Source organism: Microbulbifer maximicatervae (SeqCode) (genome assembly GCF_052467825.1).
In genome coordinates this window covers 1008108-1025563 of record NZ_CP174327.1, presented here as the reverse complement: position 1 = coordinate 1025563, position 17456 = coordinate 1008108, and the positions used below count along the sequence as shown (strand labels likewise).

The following is a 17456-nucleotide window of genomic DNA, read 5'->3' as shown; positions in this document are numbered from 1 at the left end:
AAGCCAGAGGCATTGTGGGTTTGCTCAAGGGTACTTTATTGATTGCCCTTTAGCTCCAGCGCAGCTGTATTGCGGAGGCGAGAGTTTCTTGCGGCCCAACTTTAGAGGCTCCACCAATCAAGTAGAGGCTTTCTCCTAGGGCTACTGCTCCGTGACCGTGCCGTGCCTGGGGCAACTGACCCTGATTGTTCCAATCATCTGTGACTGGATCGTAAATCCAAATATTGTTAAATGCTGTACCAGTCTTCCAGTTGCCATTGGGGCCAAATGCCTCACCGCCGGCAACTATTAATTTATTATTTAATGGGGTTGCTGTGAGCCCGGCAGCAGCCTGGGGTAGGGGGCGGATCTTTTCCCATTTATCCAGGCTGGGGTCATAAACTTCGGCATAAGTTAGATTCCTGGCCTTGCTACTATTGTCGCTAACCTGGCGGCCACCAACAACATATATTCTGTTATTTAAGTTTGCCCCACCTGCGGAGGTTCGCTTGATACTGGCTGGCGCTGCTTGCTCCCAATGATCCCCTCTTGTAAGCACATAATGAGAATTGGTATCTCTATTTTTAGACTGTTCGTCGGGGGCCCTACCGCCAATGACATGGATGTTCTCCCCAATGTTGGTGTAAATAGATTCAGCCAAGGGCCGGGGGAGAGGGCTGGTTTCTATCCAATGCTTATATTCGCTGGAAAGTTTATAAACGGTATTTCGGGCTTGCCAAGCGCTATCAGAATCGCCAAAAAATCCACCTATGCCATATAGGCTGTTGGAATTGCTGGCCATGCCAAGGTGATGTCTTGACTCAGGTAAATTGGGCCCTGGCCTCCAGTTTTGTTCCCGCGGAGAAAAGATATGTGTTTGTTTAGTTGGAGAGAGACCGAAGAAAACTGCAGTATCCGATGGGATAAATCCCCCTGCTACATAGATCTCGCCAGAAAAGACTGCGGGGTAAATCTCCTGTAAAGGCATTTCCAGGCTGGGAAGACTTGATATAGATAGACTGGAAATAGCCTCTTTAGCGGTTAGATTGACTCCACCAAAAGTAAGGGAAGCTAAGCTGGAATATTTAATAAAGGATCTTCTGGATAGCGTCATAGTAACAAACACTCTCACACTGACTGATAAAGAATACCTATTGATTATAATTTTTTACCTAAAAATAGGCTAAAAGGGTCATTTTTATAGTGACTGAAAGGGTCGCAATCGTCAAATCCATAACGGCGATAGAGAGCGATTGCGGGAGCAAAAGCTTCAGCGCGGCCTGTCTCCAGCTTTATCTCTTTATATTTACGCTGCTTTGCCTCCTCCAATATTCTTTCTATCAAGGCGCGGGCAACGCCTTTGCGCAGGAACAGAGGATGAGTTTTCATGGATTTTATTTCACCCAAATTAGGGTCGATCTCTTTTAGTGCACCACATCCGGCCAAAACTCCATCAATTCTTGCCCCCCAAAAGGTAATCATGGGGTCATTTAACTCATCAGAATTTAGTGCGTGAACGCTCCCAGGTGGGGAATGTCGGTACATTTCCCGTAGATGAGCTTCAAGAAGATTGTTAATGGAACCGTCGGACAGGTCGTCTAATTGTACTGATATATACATCTTTATTTGATTGTCTTTCTTTTTAAAACAATGGTTTAAATAGGAACGCCCGTTAAACTTTTAGGCTTTGAAATGTCACTGTAGCAAGATTTTTAGAGAAGGATAAGTATAATTTGGCTGGTGCAATAGATATGCTTTATTAGGGGGCATAGAGATAAAATATATATTTTTTGCACCGTTTTATTACGCGTAATACCCAGCCAAAAGCCTGGTAAGGGAAACTAAGGGCTGGATATTGCCCTTAGTTCAACATTAATAGCTAGTTTAAAGAAGATTTAGAGTAATCGCTTCCCGATATTGATACAGCGTTCACCGGAGTAGCGATTATTTTTTAGTGCTTTTACCAATATGAGCTTAAGTTGTGGTTTTTCTTTTAGTGACTTAGTAATCTCATTTACATTTTCTCTAGAGCACATTAGCGGTAAGGCGTAAGCATAAGCAGTAAGCAATTCCTGAGATTCATCTTCATTGACCTGAGCCAGTGAATCAAAAATCGGTTGACCGTGGATGTTGAATAGCTCTATTTGCTCTGGTGCAAAAAGGGACTCTGTAATTTTTCGAATTTCGCTTAACTTGAATTTGTCTCGATTAGATATAAGGTTAGCTACCCACTTTGATTTGTTTTCGGGTTGGGGGCGAATAACTTCAGCAGATAGTGCGTTGAGTTTAGATCTGTCGGAGTTATCTTTTTCCAATTCTCTTGTGATTGCCTGCTCATAATCTGAGAACAGATAACGATTCTGCAACTTGATAAGTTTCCAGCGCATATCAGGATCGAGTTCCAGTCCTTTAATGGCAAACTCTCCCATTAATAGGTCTCTAGCATGACTTAATGCTGGAGTGGAGTGGGCGATATTGGTAAAAACACCAAACCAGACTTTTTGTTGATCACTACCTTCAGCCGCCTCTAGTAGTTGACCCCAGACAAAGCTCTCAACGGTCTGAGTAAGTTCGTTACGGCGCTTTGTGCTTAGGGGGATTTGAGTCAGAAAATCGTAAGTGAATTCAATATATCTGGCATTCAAACGAATAATATTGATGTCCTTTTCGTCGGCGCCATTATTCACTATAAAACTAATATACTCATCCAGAGGGAGCTTTGCGTCATAGGTGCTATCAAATAGACTTTGCCAGAACATTAGTCGTGCAAACGGTTCTTCAATATCATTGATATGCTGAGCCATATTCTTGATGGTAACTTCATCCAGATTTACCTTCACATAGGCCCAATCTTCTTCATTGGGGTATAGCCCCTCTGGGCAGGGTAGCCCCACGGCTTCTTTTACTTCGGTTCTGGCACCACTATAAAGCACTGGAAGGGTTGCAACCCGTTTCATACTTCCAGCTTTCATTTGGTAAAACCCCAGCTGTGTGCGCTGTTCCCTTAATATCGGATATTCCTCTGGTGCTGTTTGCTGAATTACCAGATGATTGATTTGGTCATCATCGCACTGGAAGCTGGCTTCAATTGTGTTGAGGCCGGCCAGGTAAAGCCACTGTTGCTGCCAGGAATTAAGATCTTTATCCGCAGCTTTGCCCAGGTGGTTGATAAAGTCATTGAGGGTTGAATTGTCATAAGACAAAGCCTTTAAGTAATTACTGACGCCTTTGCGAAATTCTTCTTTGCCCAAATAGTAGGGCAATTGCTTGAGTATTGAGCCGCCTTTGCCATAAGTAATTCCATCAAAATTGGCAAAGGCTTCGTCAGTATTGTTGACTGGTAGTTGAATAGCGTGGGTAGTGGGGCGTTGATCAGTGTGGTAAGCCCATTGCTTGGCGCCTAAATAATAGTTCTCCCAAGCGGTAGTGAATTCGCTATTTTTGGCTAGAGCCAGATTGGCCATGTAAGTGGCAAAACTCTCATTGAGCCAAAGGTCATCCCACCAATTCATGGTGACCAAATTACCAAACCATTGATGGGCCAGCTCATGGGCAATAACATTGGCGAGGCGCATCCGCTGGGCTTGGGTCTTTTTTCCTCGGGATATGTAAGAATCGTTAAATGTTACAGCCCCAACATTTTCCATAGCGCCCGCGTTAAAATCAGGTACTAGTATTTGATCATATTTTTTAAATGGATAATCAATTTCAAAGTAGGGCTGAAAGAACTCAAAGGATTGTTTGGTGAAGGTAAACCAGTCTTCTGTTTTTACGTAATTTGCCAGGCTCTGTCTTGCCATTAAGCGAAGGGGGATATCTCCTACCTTGTCTTCCCAGATGTGGTAAGGACCTGCATGTAAAGAAAATATGTAAGATGAAAATTTCTTGGTTTGTGGAAAAAACCAGTGGTTTGACTTTCTCTTCTCTTCTACTCTCTCCTCTCTTTCCGCGCTAACTACTACCCAGTCTTTTGGAGCTTTTACATCCAGGGTGTAACGTGCTTTCAAATTGGGTTGGTCAAAATGTGGGAATAGGCGATTGGCATCATAAGGCTCAAAGTCCGTATATAAATAGACCTTTTCGTCTTTGGGGTCTTTAAAGCGATGTAATCCTGAGCCATTGTTAGAGTACGGGTGTTGATAATTCACCGTAATCGTGTGGGATATTTCTGGTAGATTTTGATAATCAATAGAAATAAAGTAGTTGTTGTACTCAAATGGAACAGATCTTCCATCGACCTGGATTGAATCAACCGCACCACCGGAAAAATCGATAGTGAGCGGCTGTTCAAGTATTTTTCTAAAATTGATATCTGCGTGCACAATTCCGGAGAAGTTCTTAGCTTGACTATCCAGATTGATGCTCAGCCGATAGTCCACTTCAGCAATTTGCTGACGACGAATGTCAGCATAAGATTCTGAAAGTCCTGGGGCTGTGGTTCTAATAGGAGATGAAATTTTCTTTGCTGGTAAGCTTATTTCTTGCTTAGTAGTTCTTTGCTCACAGGAACTTAATAAAATACCACATAGAATCGCTATAACCACTTTGTACTTTAGTAATACCTTTGTAAGGCGAATATATTTGTTCATGGCGCTATTTTTAATATAGAGTTATTGAATTACTATTTGCGATTTACTTTGTATCATTAAAGATAGCTAGGCGGCGATATAAATTTTCCGTATCAGTAGGGGGAATCTTTTATACAGAGTGAGAAGGAATAGGTTCTGGCTACTGGCCGTTTGCGACCTCAGTAATTGATTCCGCTAATGCGTTGATAACTCCGTCAATCTCCTCTGCCTGTGCTATAAATGGGACGCCGATTTGCAATGTGTCGCCGCCGTAGCGAATATAAAAGCCTTTTTCCCACATCTTCATAGCAATTAAGTAAGGCCTGAGTAATGGCTCATCCGGAGCTGATTCGATTGTCAGGCCTGCGGCAAGTCCACAATTACGAATATCTTCTATTAACGGTAATCCATTGAGTTGATGGATATGGTCTTCCAGGATATGGGCAAGCTCCGCAGATCTCTCAAATAAATTTTCTTTCTTTAAAATATCCAGTGTCGCCAATGCCGCTGCGCAGGCTAGTGGGTGCCCAGAGTAGGTATAGCCGTGGGGAAGCTCCAGTTGGTATTGAGGTCCTCCATTTTCCATGAATATCTCGTAGATATCTTGACGCACAGCCACAGCGCCCATGGGAACAGCGCCATTTGTAAGCTGTTTGGCTGTATTGAGCATATCCGGGGTCACTCCAAAAAACTCTGCTCCGGTGGCTTTCCCCATGCGTCCGAAAGCGGTAATGACTTCATCAAATATCAACAATATGTCGTATTGAGTACATATTTCCCTAAGGCGATGGAGATAGCCTTTTGGTGGGGGCAATACCCCCGCAGACCCCGCTACGGGCTCGACAATAACAGCGGCAATGTTTTCAGAACCGTGCAGTTTGATAAGTTCCAGCAACTCGTCTGCCAGGAAACTTCCCTGTTCAGGCTGTCCTTTAGCAAAGCGGTTGTGGGGTAAAAGGGTGTGGCGAAGGTGGTCAGAATCTAAAGATGAGCCAAAGATTGCTCGATTAGCGCTAATACCGCCCACACTAAGACCGCCAAAATTAACTCCGTGATAGCCTTTCACGCGTCCGATGAATTTTGTTTTCCCTGGAGCGCCCATCTTCTGCCAGTAGGCTCTAGCTATTTTTAGAGAGGTTTCTGCGGATTCAGAGCCGGAGTTTGTAAAGAAAATACGATTGAGCCCCATGGGCATCATCTGGCTGACACGCTCCGCTAGTTGGAAGACTCCCGGGTGGCCATATTGGAAAGCGGGTGCATAATCCAGAAGGGCTGCTTGCCGGGTAATGGAGTCAATTATCTCCGGACGGTTGTGTCCGGCACCACTGGTCCACAAGCCAGAGAGACCATCGAAAATGGGGCGGCCATCAGCACTACGGTAATAGCAGCCGCTGGCTGAGGTAATAATACGGGGATCTCTTTTGAACTGGCGATTCCCGGTAAAAGGCATCCAGTAAGCATCGAGCTGCGATTTACTAAGTCCCGCTGATTTGTCGTTCATTTTTATTTTCCGACATTTGGCCTTATCGCATTAATTTTGGACCAACTTTTCTACTTTATAAATTGATTCTCACTAACTTTAGTTTCATAAGTGGGATTTATTAATAGAGTATTGAAGTATTGCCTATGGCAGGAGTTGAGTGCCGGGGGAGGGTTTGCCGGAATGGCCTAGGGGAGATGAGAGGAGAAAGAGAACCGGGGGCATTAGCCCCCGGTAATATTGCTGATTAAACAGCAGTGGCGATTCTGTCCACATAGGGGGCGAGTTCTGGTTTGTTCTCCAGAATCTCCTGCCGGGACAGACCGTCGATCTCGTGAGGGAACACCAACCACTCTTCGGTCTTGTGGATAAAGTAATCCGGCTCGCGCTTGGCCTTGTTGTTCTTCGGCTTGTAGTAAGGGGTCGCGATACGAATCTCCGGCGTGTTCTTCTTACAGGCAGCGCGCAGGTCTTCGATAGTTTGCTCAATACTCAGGCCAGAGTCGTGCACATCGTCCACGATCAACAGGGAGTCGTGGGACTCCAGGCGCTTGATCAGGTAGTTCAGGCCATGCACGCGCACTTTCTTGTCACGCTCACCGATACCGAGATAGGAGGAAGTGCGGATAGCGATATGGTCTGCATCCACTCCCATCACGTGCAGCAGCTCTTGTACAGCGATGCCCACAGGAGCGCCACCGCGCCAAACACCGACAATATAGTTTGGGCGAAAGCCGTCCTTATAGATTTGCTCGGCGAGAGCATAAGAGTCTATCAGGAGCTGCTGTGCGCTAATAAAGTGCTTTTTCATCAATGTACCCCTCAGAAAAAGGCAAACTTGGCAACAAAGAGTGCCGCTAACACGTAGACACTGATGCTGACGTCTTTGCTACGTCCGCTCAGCGTTTTAATAACTGCGTAGGAAATAAAGCCCAGGGCGATTCCGTGCGCGATCGAGAACGACAAAGGCATCATCACTGCGGCGATTACTGCCGGTGCGGCCTCGGTAATGTCATCCCAATCAATAGATGACATACCGGAAGTCATCAGGACGCCAACATACAGCAGAGCACCTGCGGTTGCATAGGCCGGAATCATACCGATTAGGGGCGAGAAGAAGGTCGCCAACAGGAATAGCCCGGCGCAAACCACAGCGGTCAGGCCTGTGCGACCACCGGCGGTAATTCCCGCAGTACTCTCTACATAACAGGTAGTAGTGGAGGAGCCCAGCACAGAACCAACGACAGATGCGGAGCTGTCGGCCATCAGGGCTTTGCCCATTCCAGGCAACTTGCCATCTTTATCCAGCAGTTTGGCGCGATCAGAAACGCTTAACAGGGTGCCTGCGGTGTCGAACAGGTCGACAAACAGGAAGGCAAAGATCACGCTGATCATGCCTACTTCGAAAGCGCCAGCGATATCCAGTTCCAGGTAAGTCGGTGCCAGGCTGGGAGGCGCGGATATCAGACCGGTGAACTCTACCTTACCAATTGCCAGGGCGATGACGGTTACCGCAAGGATACCGATCATCACTGAGCCCAGCATACGGCGGTAGGACAGGGCCACAATAATAAAGAAGCCCAGTGCTGCCAGGATAGCCTCAATTGACTTGAGGTCGCCCAGGGTTACCAGCGTTGCGGGGCTGGCCACAACGATACCGGCACTCTTCAGGGCAATGATCGCCAGGAACAGGCCAATACCCGCTGCCAGGGATTGTCGCAGGGAGAGGGGGATACTATCGATAATCCACTCTCGCAGCTTGAAGATACTGAGCAGCAGGAAGATTACCCCTGATATAAACACCGCACCCAGGGCTACTTGCCAGCTGTAGCCCATTTCACCGACGACAACGTAGGCAAAGAAGGCATTGAGGCCCATACCCGGCGCCAATGCGATGGGGTAGTTGGCGTAGAGCCCCATAATCAGGCAGCCAATAGCGGCTGCAAGGCAGGTCGCCATAAACACAGCGCCCTTATCCATACCCGCTGCAGCCAGGATATTGGGGTTCACAAAGATGATGTAGGCCATCGTCAGGAATGTGGTAACGCCGGCAATCACTTCCCGGCGAACATTCGTCTGGCGCTCTGAGAGCTTGAACAACTTCTCCAGGAATGAGGCATTGCCTCCCACCTGCGGGATGTCGGACCCTGGGGTCGCCGATGTTTGGATATCAGTGGGTTTCATATCAGAAGTGGTACTTTACTAGCAGGTTAACGTTGCGCTCGTTGGAATCGACACCATAAGTGCCATCTTTGATTCCGAACTTGTCGTTCCAGTGTACGTACTCAATACCCGCGTACAGGGTCTTGGGTTCACCCCAGGTGGCGCCGGCATCCCATTTCAGCTGGGAGGTAAAGTTAGTGCTCGGGTGTGAATCTTCAGAAGCACTGGTCCAATCGATAAATCCGTCGTAGACAAAGCTGGCATCACCCAGGGTAAAAGGCATGGCCCAAACCAGGGTCAGCTGCTCGTTGCTGGCCTTGTCATCGTTATCGCGGTGGTAAACATTCGCCTGTACAAAGGAGAAACCGGGAACCGCGAGATCAAAGCCCACACCTGTCAGGTAATTGGTGAAGTGGGGGCCTGTGGCCGTCAGGTGATCCGGGTCATCCATATTGCCTATCTCCACAGTTGTGGCGACAAGCACATCGGTAACCGGTCCGAAAGCCAGCTCACTGCCGCTGAGCTTGCCTAAGCTCAGGCGGGGAGAAATCTCACTATACAGCTCATTGGAGCCATCTTCCGAGTCCAGGTAGTCGGCAAAAATAAAGAGGTCACCCCAGCTGTGGCCACTGGCGTGCTCGAAAGTTACTACGGATCTTTCAGAGTCATCCGTGTTGAGGCTGTAGTTAACCTCGTAATCGTGGCCGTAAAGAAGGCTCAGGCTGTTGTCACTCCAGGTCATCTCAGCTTGGGCAGCTACGGACAACAGGCTAGAGGCCAGCAGTAGCAGGGGCTTGGTTGGTTTCATTCTATTACCTCTGTTACAGCGACAGGCGAATTTCGCACTGGCGGCCGATGAGAAAATCGGCAGTTGGTTAAAAAATAGTCGCGGAATGTACCAGAACTTAACCCCTGTTTTCCAGTGTTTTTTCTCGGGATTTACGCTTTTTTCCGAGCTTTTTAAGTAACTCTGCACCAAAAAAACACGCTTGGGGAAAACGAGATACTCATTTGTTGGTTAGCGATGGGTCGGTGTAGCAAAAAAGTATTGCTTGATTGGTTTGATAGTAGGGAATCGCTATATTGCAGGGGCAAATTAGGTAAATAGTCCAGAAAGTCGGCATCTGCTCCCCAGTGGTGCTTGCACAGGCAACATGAATACTTTTGGTGCTTTAAGGGGTCGCGATAGATGTTGTTTAACTTTGATGACACTGGAAGTCATCCGCTTGGTAGCAGAACAAGGATGGTTGAAATGTATCTTCTGAGCGCCTTCCTTATATAGGCAGGCATCGGCCTGAGGTCGATGGTTATAGTTGGGAAAAGTAAATCGACTTTTAACCTGTATAAAAATTATTTGGCTATTTGGTTTTTTTGCTAGTTCGTAGGAAATTGGCCCAGGAAGGAATCTGGATGGATTGCAGTAGCGGGGGGCGACTTTAGGGGGACGCAGGTAATGCCTACCGAGCCCCGTATTATCTGGTGGTGATTGGTTACACTTTGCAGCTTTTGAGACCTGGGGCGAGTATTGTTATCGCCCCAATATGCCTTTTCCGATTCGAGTTTGGAGTCAGGCTACCTGCTGTTCTGTACCTGACTGGTGCGCCAGGTATTCCTCGTAAGTGCCTTGAAAATCGATCAGTGCTTGGTCTTTGATTTCAATAACTCGGGTTGCCAGGGATGAGACAAACTGACGATCGTGACTCACAAAAATAAGTGTGCCCTCATATTTCTCCAGTGCCTTGTTTAGGGCTTCGATGGCTTCCATGTCCAAGTGGTTGGTTGGCTCATCCATGATGAGCACATTGGTGTCCATCATCATTAGCTTGCCAAACAGCAGGCGATTTTTCTCGCCGCCAGAGCAGACCTTTGCCTTTTTATTGGCATCATCTGCGGTAAATAATAGTCGGCCCAGAATACCTCGCACGGCCAGATCATCGTGCTTGGGGGTGCGCCACTGGGACATCCACTCAAATATTGTCAAGTCACCATCAAAATCTGCACTGCTGTCTTGCGGACAGTAGCCGATAGCGGCATTTTCTGACCACTTGACGACTCCGCTGTTTGCTTGGATCTCATTGACAAGACAGCGCAGGAAGGTTGTTTTACCAACGCCGTTCTCACCGATAATTGCTAGGCGCGCACCGGCTTCCAGCAGCATTTCGCCACCTTGAAATAGCGTTTCACTGTCAAAACCATGGGTAAGCCCCTCAAGAGTCAGCGCCTGACGGTGCAATTTTTTACACTGGTTAAACGTAATATAAGGGCTGACCCGACTGGAGGGTTTGATTTCGTCCAGCTTGATTTTTTCCATCTTCTTCGCGCGGGAGCTGGCCTGCTTGGCTTTGGATGCATTGGCAGAAAAGCGGTTCACAAAGCTCTGTAGCTCGTCCAGTTCGGCACTTTTCTTGGCATTCTCTGCGTGAAGTTGTTCTTGTATTAGCGTGGAGGCCGCAACAAAGTCCTCATAATTGCCGGGGAAAACCCGCAATTCACCATAATCTATGTCGGCCATATGGGTGCAGACAGAGTTCAGGAAGTGGCGATCGTGGGAAATGATGACCATTGTGCTTTTGCGTTGATTCAGTACATCTGCCAACCACTTGATGGTGTGGATGTCCAGGTTATTGGTCGGCTCATCCAACAATAAAATATCCGGGTCGGCAAATAGCGCTTGGGCGAGTAATACACGCAATTTCCAGCCGGGAGCTACCTGTTTCATCAGGCCAAAATGCAGGGATTCGTCGATGCCAGCTTCAAGCAGGATTTCTCCCGCACGGCTCTCTGCACTATAGCCATCCAGCTCAGCAAATTGGACTTCAAGCTCGGCTACGCGCATGCCGTCTTCTTCGCTCATTTCCGGTAGCGAGTATATGCGGTCACGTTCCTGCTTAATTTCCCACAGGCGGACATCTCCCATGATGACCGCATCGACGACGGTGTACTCTTCAAATGCAAACTGGTCTTGGCTCAAAGTACCCATGGTGCATCCAGGCTCAATGGATACGTTGCCGGCCGAGGGCGCCAAGGCACCACTCAGGATCTTCATAAAGGTTGACTTTCCACATCCATTGGCCCCGATAAGGCCATATCGGTTGCCATTGCCGAACTTTACAGAAATGTTTTCAAACAGTGGTTGGGCACCAAACTGCATGGTGATATTCGCGGTGGAGATCAAGAGCGTATTCCTGAGGATTACAAATGGGCTCTGGTAAGCCAGTTTCGCCAAAATAGGAGGCGTGATGTGGGGGCCGCACTATAAGGATTTGGCGCTGAAGTGTCGAGGAGTACGTTCAATAACTAAGCAGTTTCTCCGCGGGTTCGATATTAGAGATTGAAATATATATGTTAAAGTATACTCCTAGGCTAGGAGGATATTCCATTTCGGGGTGGGGTGCGATGATATGCATCTGTATACTCCCTGAGTTCGGGCTCTTTAGCTAAAGCTATGGGCCCTAATATTAGGAATATTCCCGGTATAAGTTGCCAGCGCGTAAAGCGGCCACTTTTATTTAAATAATTAACGGGATCACTTGATCTTATTTGTATCCTTTGGGTGGCTCCGACGGCAAAGTAAATGTTAATGCTGTCAGGGGGGAGGGTTGAAGGGCTAATGACTAGCAGATGTCAGTCAATCAATTTTTGATCTCTATGAGGAGCTAGCAAAGGCTGGAGGCTATATGAAATCGAATTGTTTGCACCTTGCGATTCCGGCAGGGGATCTGGAAACCGCCAAGAAATTCTATTGCGATGTCTTAGGCTGCAAGACCGGCAACAGTGAAGAAGGTCGCTGGGTAGATATCGACTTTTGGGGTAACGAACTCACCCTGCACCAGAGTGAGGAGAAGCTCCCCAATGTTCGCCACAAGGTGGATATGGGAGAAGTGGCTGTTCCTCATTTTGGCATTCACCTGCCGGAAGATGAGTTTCAGGCACTAAAAGGCCGTATCGAAGCTGCCGGGCTGGAATACCTGGACAAGCCTTACCGTCGCTTTGTCGGCAATGAATATGAACAGGAAACCTTTTTTATCGAAGATCCAAACGGCAACGTTCTGGAAATGAAAACGATGGTTAATCCTGAACTGATGTTCAAGTAATCGTCTGGGCCCTGCAGATAGTTGAATCTGTGGGGCTGGGTTTCTCCGGCTATTCCTGGCCCTCCCTTATCCTTGCTAAGAATGCGATGCCTTAATCTGGGGTTGAGTTCTGATTGCCTGAATAATACCTCCTATTACTATCAGTAAGCTGCCGGCATAAGTATTCCAGGTTGGGAGTGTGTTATAGACCAACCAATCCAATATGCCGGAGAAAATCAGGCTTGTATATAAATAGGGAGATAAGCTGGCAGGTCTGTTTACCCGACGATAGGCTTTAGTGCGTAAGGATTGATTGCTGATTGTCGCCAGGCTAAAAGCAATAATCACAATCACAAAACTTACCGAGTCCGATAGAGATACCGCGACTTTCGCAAGCTCCCCAAGATTTCCTTCAATCAATAAAATGGCAAGCATATAGAGGCTGGATAGGCCGAACATCTTGGTGGTTGAAGATATTGTATTTTGCTTCTTTGAAGAGTGGTGCATTACAAACTGTGAACAAGCTCCAAAGAAGCCCGATAGCAGGCCCACTATCATATAGCTATCAAAGCCAGCAGTTGGCTTCAATATAAAAGCAACGCCGATAAAGCTGATTAAACAGGCCGCTAATGTCTTCTTTTTTATCGGATCCTTTTTGGCAAACCGGGTAATAAAAGGGAGAAATAAACCTGACGTTGAAAATAGAAGGGCGGCGACAAGTAAAGAGCCCTTGGACAAATAATAAAACAGGCAATACTGAGCGAGACAAGTGAATAACGCCCTTGCACCATCAATCCTGTCTATTCGATGAGTCACAGGGTTTTCATCGAAAACAACGAGGCAAATCCAGGTTAGGAGTAAAAATGGGGCAAAGAAACGAATAAAGACCACCAGGGATAAGGAGCTAAAAGTAGTTAGTTCTTTACCAAATAGCCCGGTTAGCGACATACAGCTGGCCGCCAGAATAGCGGTAATGACACTGAGGGCAAATTCTCTATTGGAAATGCGGGTACTCATGGTTTACTAGCACCCTCACTAGTAATAATCTCATCGACAGTTTTTACACTGCCTATCTTCGTGAGGAAGTTCAGGCTATTCTGTTTATTGTTTTCCGTGTCAGATTCACAGGCATCTGAGGCAATGAGTACTGAAAAGTCTCTATCGTGAGCTTCCCTGGCTGTCAGTTCGACTGTATTTTGTGTTGATACCCCGCAGAGAATAATCCTTTCTATATTGTGACTAGCAATAAGTACTGGGAGTTCGGTCCCATAGAAGCCACTGACACGCCTCTTATAAATAGATATATCGCTATCAGTGATATTGAGATCATCAACAAAAGCAGTGCCCCAGCTTTTCTGACGGAGGGCGCCTATATCTTTGATATAGCTGAAGAGAGGAGAGTTAAAGGAAGATTCCCTGTAGTCGGTGGAAAAAGCGACTCTGATATGGCAAATAAGATGACGTCGTGCTCTTCCCCACGTAAGGAGTTTATTGGTGTTCTCAATAACTCTATTCTTATAGACTCTTGGGGCCGCTGCTGATATTTTTCCCTTTGGATGACAAATATCGTTGATAAAATCGAGGGTAATGATTGCAGTCTTCATGACCAGAGTCTATTGAGGCGAGTATTGGCTTAGTTTAGTAATGATTAAGGAAGCCTTCGATAAAGGATTTTATGATCTATATAGAGATTACGATTTCTTTGTCATAAATTGCTTTGCCCTTTTTTTTATTGCTGTCACTTCACTCTTCTCAAGCTTATCCAAAAGGCTGAACATCATTGTCATTCTATGATTGCCCTCTAGCATTTTTCTTTTTTCAATTAAGAAATTCCAGTAGAGACTGTTAAATGGGCAGGCCTTCTCCCCAGTTCGTTGTTTGACGTCATAAATACAGTCGCTGCAATAGTTACTCATTTTGTTGATATAGGAGCCACTACTAATATAGGGCTTTGTTGCAACCAATCCACCATCGGCGAACTGGCTCATTCCCCGGGTATTAGGCATTTCAACCCATTGAATAGCATCTATGTAAATACCGAGATACCAACTTTCCACCTGGTCAGGGTCAGTTTGTGTTAATAGCGCAAAATTACCGGTAATCATAAGCCTTTGGATATGGTGAGCATAGGCATTTTCCAAGCTATTCCTGATGGTGTTATGAAGGCAGTTCATGGTCGTTTTGGCATCCCAGAAAAAATCTGGCAAATTATTTTTATTCTTCAACTTATTCTGATGCTCATAACTGGGCATAGACATCCAGTAGACACCGCGCATATATTCTCGCCAGCCCAATATTTGGCGTACAAAACCTTCAATCTGGTTAAGTCCTATTGAAATTTTTCCATCTTTCCAAGATTTTATCGCTGTATCGATAGCCTCTTTTGGAGATATGAGTTTACTATTTAGGGAGAAGCTAATTCGGCTGTGATAAAGAAAGGCTTCATCTGGATCCATTGCGTCCTGAAAATCGCCAAAATGAGCAAGTAGATGTTTACAAAAATGACGAAGTAGTTTTATAGATTCCTCCCTGCTGGTTGGCCATATAAAATTCTCTGGATCAATCTCTCCAATACTCTTAACTCCAGACTTTTTTATACGGGATAAAGTTGAAGTGACATTACTTGTTATTTTTTCCTGCTTGGGTTTGCCCAGCTTTCCATTCCATTTCTTTCTATTGCTTTGGTCAAAATTCCACTTTCCCCCTTCAGGTTTTCCATTGTTCATCAGAATGTCATGCTTCTTCCGCATATAGTGGTAGAAGCTTTCCATAAGTAGCGATTTTTTCCCCTGAAAGAAGTCTGCCAGCTCTTTTCGGGTGGTTAAAAAGTGCTCAGTGTCGTAGGCTTGAAATTCTATTGATAGTCTCTTTTCTAGTTGTAGCAGCTGCTGATCTAGTCGGTACTCATCGGGACGTTGGTACTCAAATTTTTCAATTTTGTGTTTTCTAATAATATCTTCGATATTTTTTGTAAGGTTTTGTTTGTTGTTTTTATCGTCTATTCGATAGTAGATGACATTGCAGCCCCTATTTTTAAGCCACTCTGAGAAAATCTGCATAGCTTCAAAAAAGGCAACGATTTTTTGGATGTGGTGAACAACGTAATCGGTCTCTTGGCGCATTTCAGCCATAAAGTAGATCTTATCTTCCTGGTTACCTCTAAACCAGGAGTGTTTTTGGTTCAATTGATCCCCTAATAGCAAGCGCAGCGTTTTCACATCTCACTTCCTTTATTTAGGTCATACTAGGTCTTAATATGCCTATAGATAGATCCTTCTATTCACTCCCACATTTTCTACAAAAGTAGAGTCATGGGAAATCAATAAAAATGTTCCGGGATATTCTACCAGCGCAGTTTCCAGCGCTATACGCGACTCCAGATCCAAGTGATTGTCCGGTTCGTCCAGTAGTAGCAGGTCTGGTGCCTCAGTGCCACGAGTAGCGGCAAGTAAAGCAACCTTTAGTCGTTCCCCTCCACTTAAAGTATTGGTAGAGCGAAGTGCAGAATCACCTCGAATATTCATTGTGGCTAGGGCTGTGCGCCAGAAGTTGGTATCTTTATCAGGGTGCAGGCGGGATAAAGTTTCCAAGGCAGATAGATTTCCATTTAGTTGACTTAGGTTCTGATCCAGATAAAAACAGCTGCCAAAAGTTTTACACAAACCGCTGCGAGGTTTAACTCGACCAGCAATGATTTTTAGTAGCGTTGTCTTTCCGCTACCATTGGCGCCACAAATATGCCAGCGATCGCCACTGTGCATGGTAAGTGAAATGGGATCACTCTGAATACCGTAGGGAAGTTTGAGATCCTCAACATGCAGACGAATACCACCCGTTAGCCCTGTTTTGCTAAGCTGCATATTTGGGAGCTTATGACTCTTATAGTCCTTTTGGCAACTTTCTAAATCTAGCTTTAACTTATGGTGCTGACGATCAAGGTTTCTAGTCAGCTTGCCTAAACTTTGCCCTGCACGATCTTTTTTCGCATCTAGTAGCGATTTACATTGGGAACCTTTTAATTTCTTACCCTGGTTTTTTCTGGTTGTAGTTTTTTCAGCAGAACTTTGCTTAAGTTTATTTAGGCTTTTTATATTCTTTTTGGTGCTTTCAATTTTCTTTTCTACAGACTGTCTCTGTATCTCTTTTTCTTTCTTGTAGTGTGAATAGTTACCACCATATGTGCGTAGTTTTCCTGAATCTAGTTCCACTATCGTGTCAGCTTGTTGGAGTAAGCTTCGATCATGACTGACCATTAGAATTCCGGCAGAATGGTTTCTAATTTTCTGCTGTAACCATTTTCTACCGCCTGAATCTAGGTGATTACTAGGCTCATCCAGTAGCAGGTAGTGTTTTTTATGAGAGAAGGCATTGGTTAAAGCCAGTCGGACTCTTTCACCACCGCTAAGATTGCCGATAGGAGTGTCTAACGTGAGGTTTATTCCGGCGCTGTATAAATGCTGTTGCCAAATTGTAGGTAGCTCCCATGAATCTGAGACACGTATCAGATCTTCCTCACTCTGATTGCCAGATTCAATACGTGAAAAACAGTCATATAGGCCTGTAGGGTCGAATATATCTACAATTCTCTTGTTGGAATTGCTGCTCACTTGATCCACTTTAAGGTAGTCCGTGTACCAAGTAATACTTCCCTGTTCAGGCTTTAGTTTCCCAATCAAAGCCTCTAAAAAAGTCGATTTTCCACTGCCATTATTTCCCACTAAGCCAGTAAATCCCGGAGGGAAGTCAAGATGGATCCCCTTAAATAGAGATTTCTCAGGGACGTTTAAGTAAAGATTTTTTATAGAACAAATGCTCTGCATGTCACCCTCCGGTAGTCGGAATGGGTGGCGCAATACCATGATCTTGAGAGAAAGTTGTAGAGAATGGAGTACGCCACTTGCACGGGAATTGATGGCCTCTTAAGAAACCGGTTTATCTCCAGTGTGTGCAAGGCTTAATTCATTGGCGTAGATAGCTCCAAAAAGAAAAGTTGTTAATTGTTAGCTTAATAAAGATTCAAAAATACTTCAAGTCCTAACCTATAAGCACTCACTTGGTACTCTCAACTCTTAAAATAGAGTGGTATAAGAGTATTATTGATATTACATTGAGATAAAGCATTTTTACGACTTGATTTAGAACAATAAGTGTTTAAAAGCGGGGGTTACTATGGTATTTGAAGGTTTTATAGCA

13 protein-coding genes are annotated in these 17456 nt (G+C 45.5%); 1 reads left to right on the top strand and 12 read right to left on the bottom strand.

Translation table 11 applies throughout. The features are described from left to right. Positions 1-49 precede the first annotated feature (49 nt). The 8 genes from ACJJII_RS04530 to ACJJII_RS04495 all read right to left on the bottom strand — a co-directional run bounded on the left by ACJJII_RS04530 (position 50) and on the right by ACJJII_RS04495 (position 11365). A complete protein-coding gene (locus ACJJII_RS04530; protein WP_444918447.1) occupies positions 50-1093 on the bottom strand; it encodes a Kelch repeat-containing protein in 1044 nt (347 codons plus the stop codon). Positions 1094-1137: 44 nt separating this feature from the next. Next, entirely contained in the window at positions 1138-1599 is a 462-nt protein-coding gene (locus ACJJII_RS04525; protein ID WP_444918446.1) for a GNAT family N-acetyltransferase, read from the bottom strand. A 275-nt stretch (positions 1600-1874) separates the two neighbouring features. Then, the gene (gene pepN, locus ACJJII_RS04520; protein WP_444918445.1) at positions 1875-4568 is read right to left on the bottom strand and encodes an aminopeptidase N; all 2694 of its coding nucleotides are present in this window, start codon (positions 4566-4568) and stop codon (positions 1875-1877) included. 139 nt (positions 4569-4707) lie between these two features. Next, on the bottom strand, positions 4708-6048 hold the full coding sequence (gene aptA, locus ACJJII_RS04515; protein WP_444918444.1) for an omega-aminotransferase AptA: 1341 nt from the start codon (positions 6046-6048) through the stop codon (positions 4708-4710). A 226-nt stretch (positions 6049-6274) separates the two neighbouring features. Beyond that, positions 6275-6838 (bottom strand): phosphoribosyltransferase, encoded by a 564-nt coding sequence (locus ACJJII_RS04510; protein WP_413663623.1) that lies wholly within the window; start codon positions 6836-6838, stop codon positions 6275-6277. A gap of 11 nt (positions 6839-6849) precedes the next feature. Continuing rightward, a complete protein-coding gene (locus ACJJII_RS04505) occupies positions 6850-8211 on the bottom strand; it encodes an NCS2 family permease (RefSeq protein ID WP_444895840.1) in 1362 nt (453 codons plus the stop codon). A 1-nt stretch (position 8212) separates the two neighbouring features. Continuing rightward, positions 8213-8998, bottom strand: coding sequence for an outer membrane protein OmpK (locus ACJJII_RS04500; RefSeq protein WP_444918443.1), 786 nt, complete (start codon positions 8996-8998; stop codon positions 8213-8215). Between the two features lie 759 nt (positions 8999-9757). Then, positions 9758-11365, bottom strand: coding sequence for an ABC-F family ATPase (locus ACJJII_RS04495; RefSeq protein WP_444918442.1), 1608 nt, complete (start codon positions 11363-11365; stop codon positions 9758-9760). A 502-nt stretch (positions 11366-11867) separates the two neighbouring features. On the opposite strand from ACJJII_RS04495, the gene ACJJII_RS04490 reads away from it, so the two are divergent. Beyond that, the gene (locus ACJJII_RS04490; RefSeq protein WP_282930918.1) at positions 11868-12284 is read left to right on the top strand and encodes a VOC family protein; all 417 of its coding nucleotides are present in this window, start codon (positions 11868-11870) and stop codon (positions 12282-12284) included. Positions 12285-12359: 75 nt separating this feature from the next. On the opposite strand, the gene ACJJII_RS04485 is transcribed toward ACJJII_RS04490, so the two are convergent. The 4 genes from ACJJII_RS04485 to ACJJII_RS04470 form a co-directional block, all read right to left on the bottom strand. Then, on the bottom strand, positions 12360-13280 hold the full coding sequence (locus tag ACJJII_RS04485) for a DMT family transporter (protein ID WP_444918441.1): 921 nt from the start codon (positions 13278-13280) through the stop codon (positions 12360-12362). Then, positions 13277-13867: a cysteine hydrolase family protein gene (locus ACJJII_RS04480; protein WP_444918440.1), complete on the bottom strand. Its 591-nt coding sequence runs from the start codon at positions 13865-13867 to the stop codon at positions 13277-13279. Before ACJJII_RS04480 ends, ACJJII_RS04485 begins: the two co-directional genes overlap by 4 nt. An 87-nt stretch (positions 13868-13954) precedes the next feature. Further along, positions 13955-15481 (bottom strand): cryptochrome/photolyase family protein, encoded by a 1527-nt coding sequence (locus ACJJII_RS04475; protein WP_444918439.1) that lies wholly within the window; start codon positions 15479-15481, stop codon positions 13955-13957. Positions 15482-15523: 42 nt separating this feature from the next. After that, complete coding sequence (locus ACJJII_RS04470) at positions 15524-17083, bottom strand: ABC-F family ATP-binding cassette domain-containing protein (protein ID WP_444918438.1); 1560 nt, start codon at positions 17081-17083, stop codon at positions 15524-15526. Between the last annotated feature and the right edge of the window lie 373 nt (positions 17084-17456).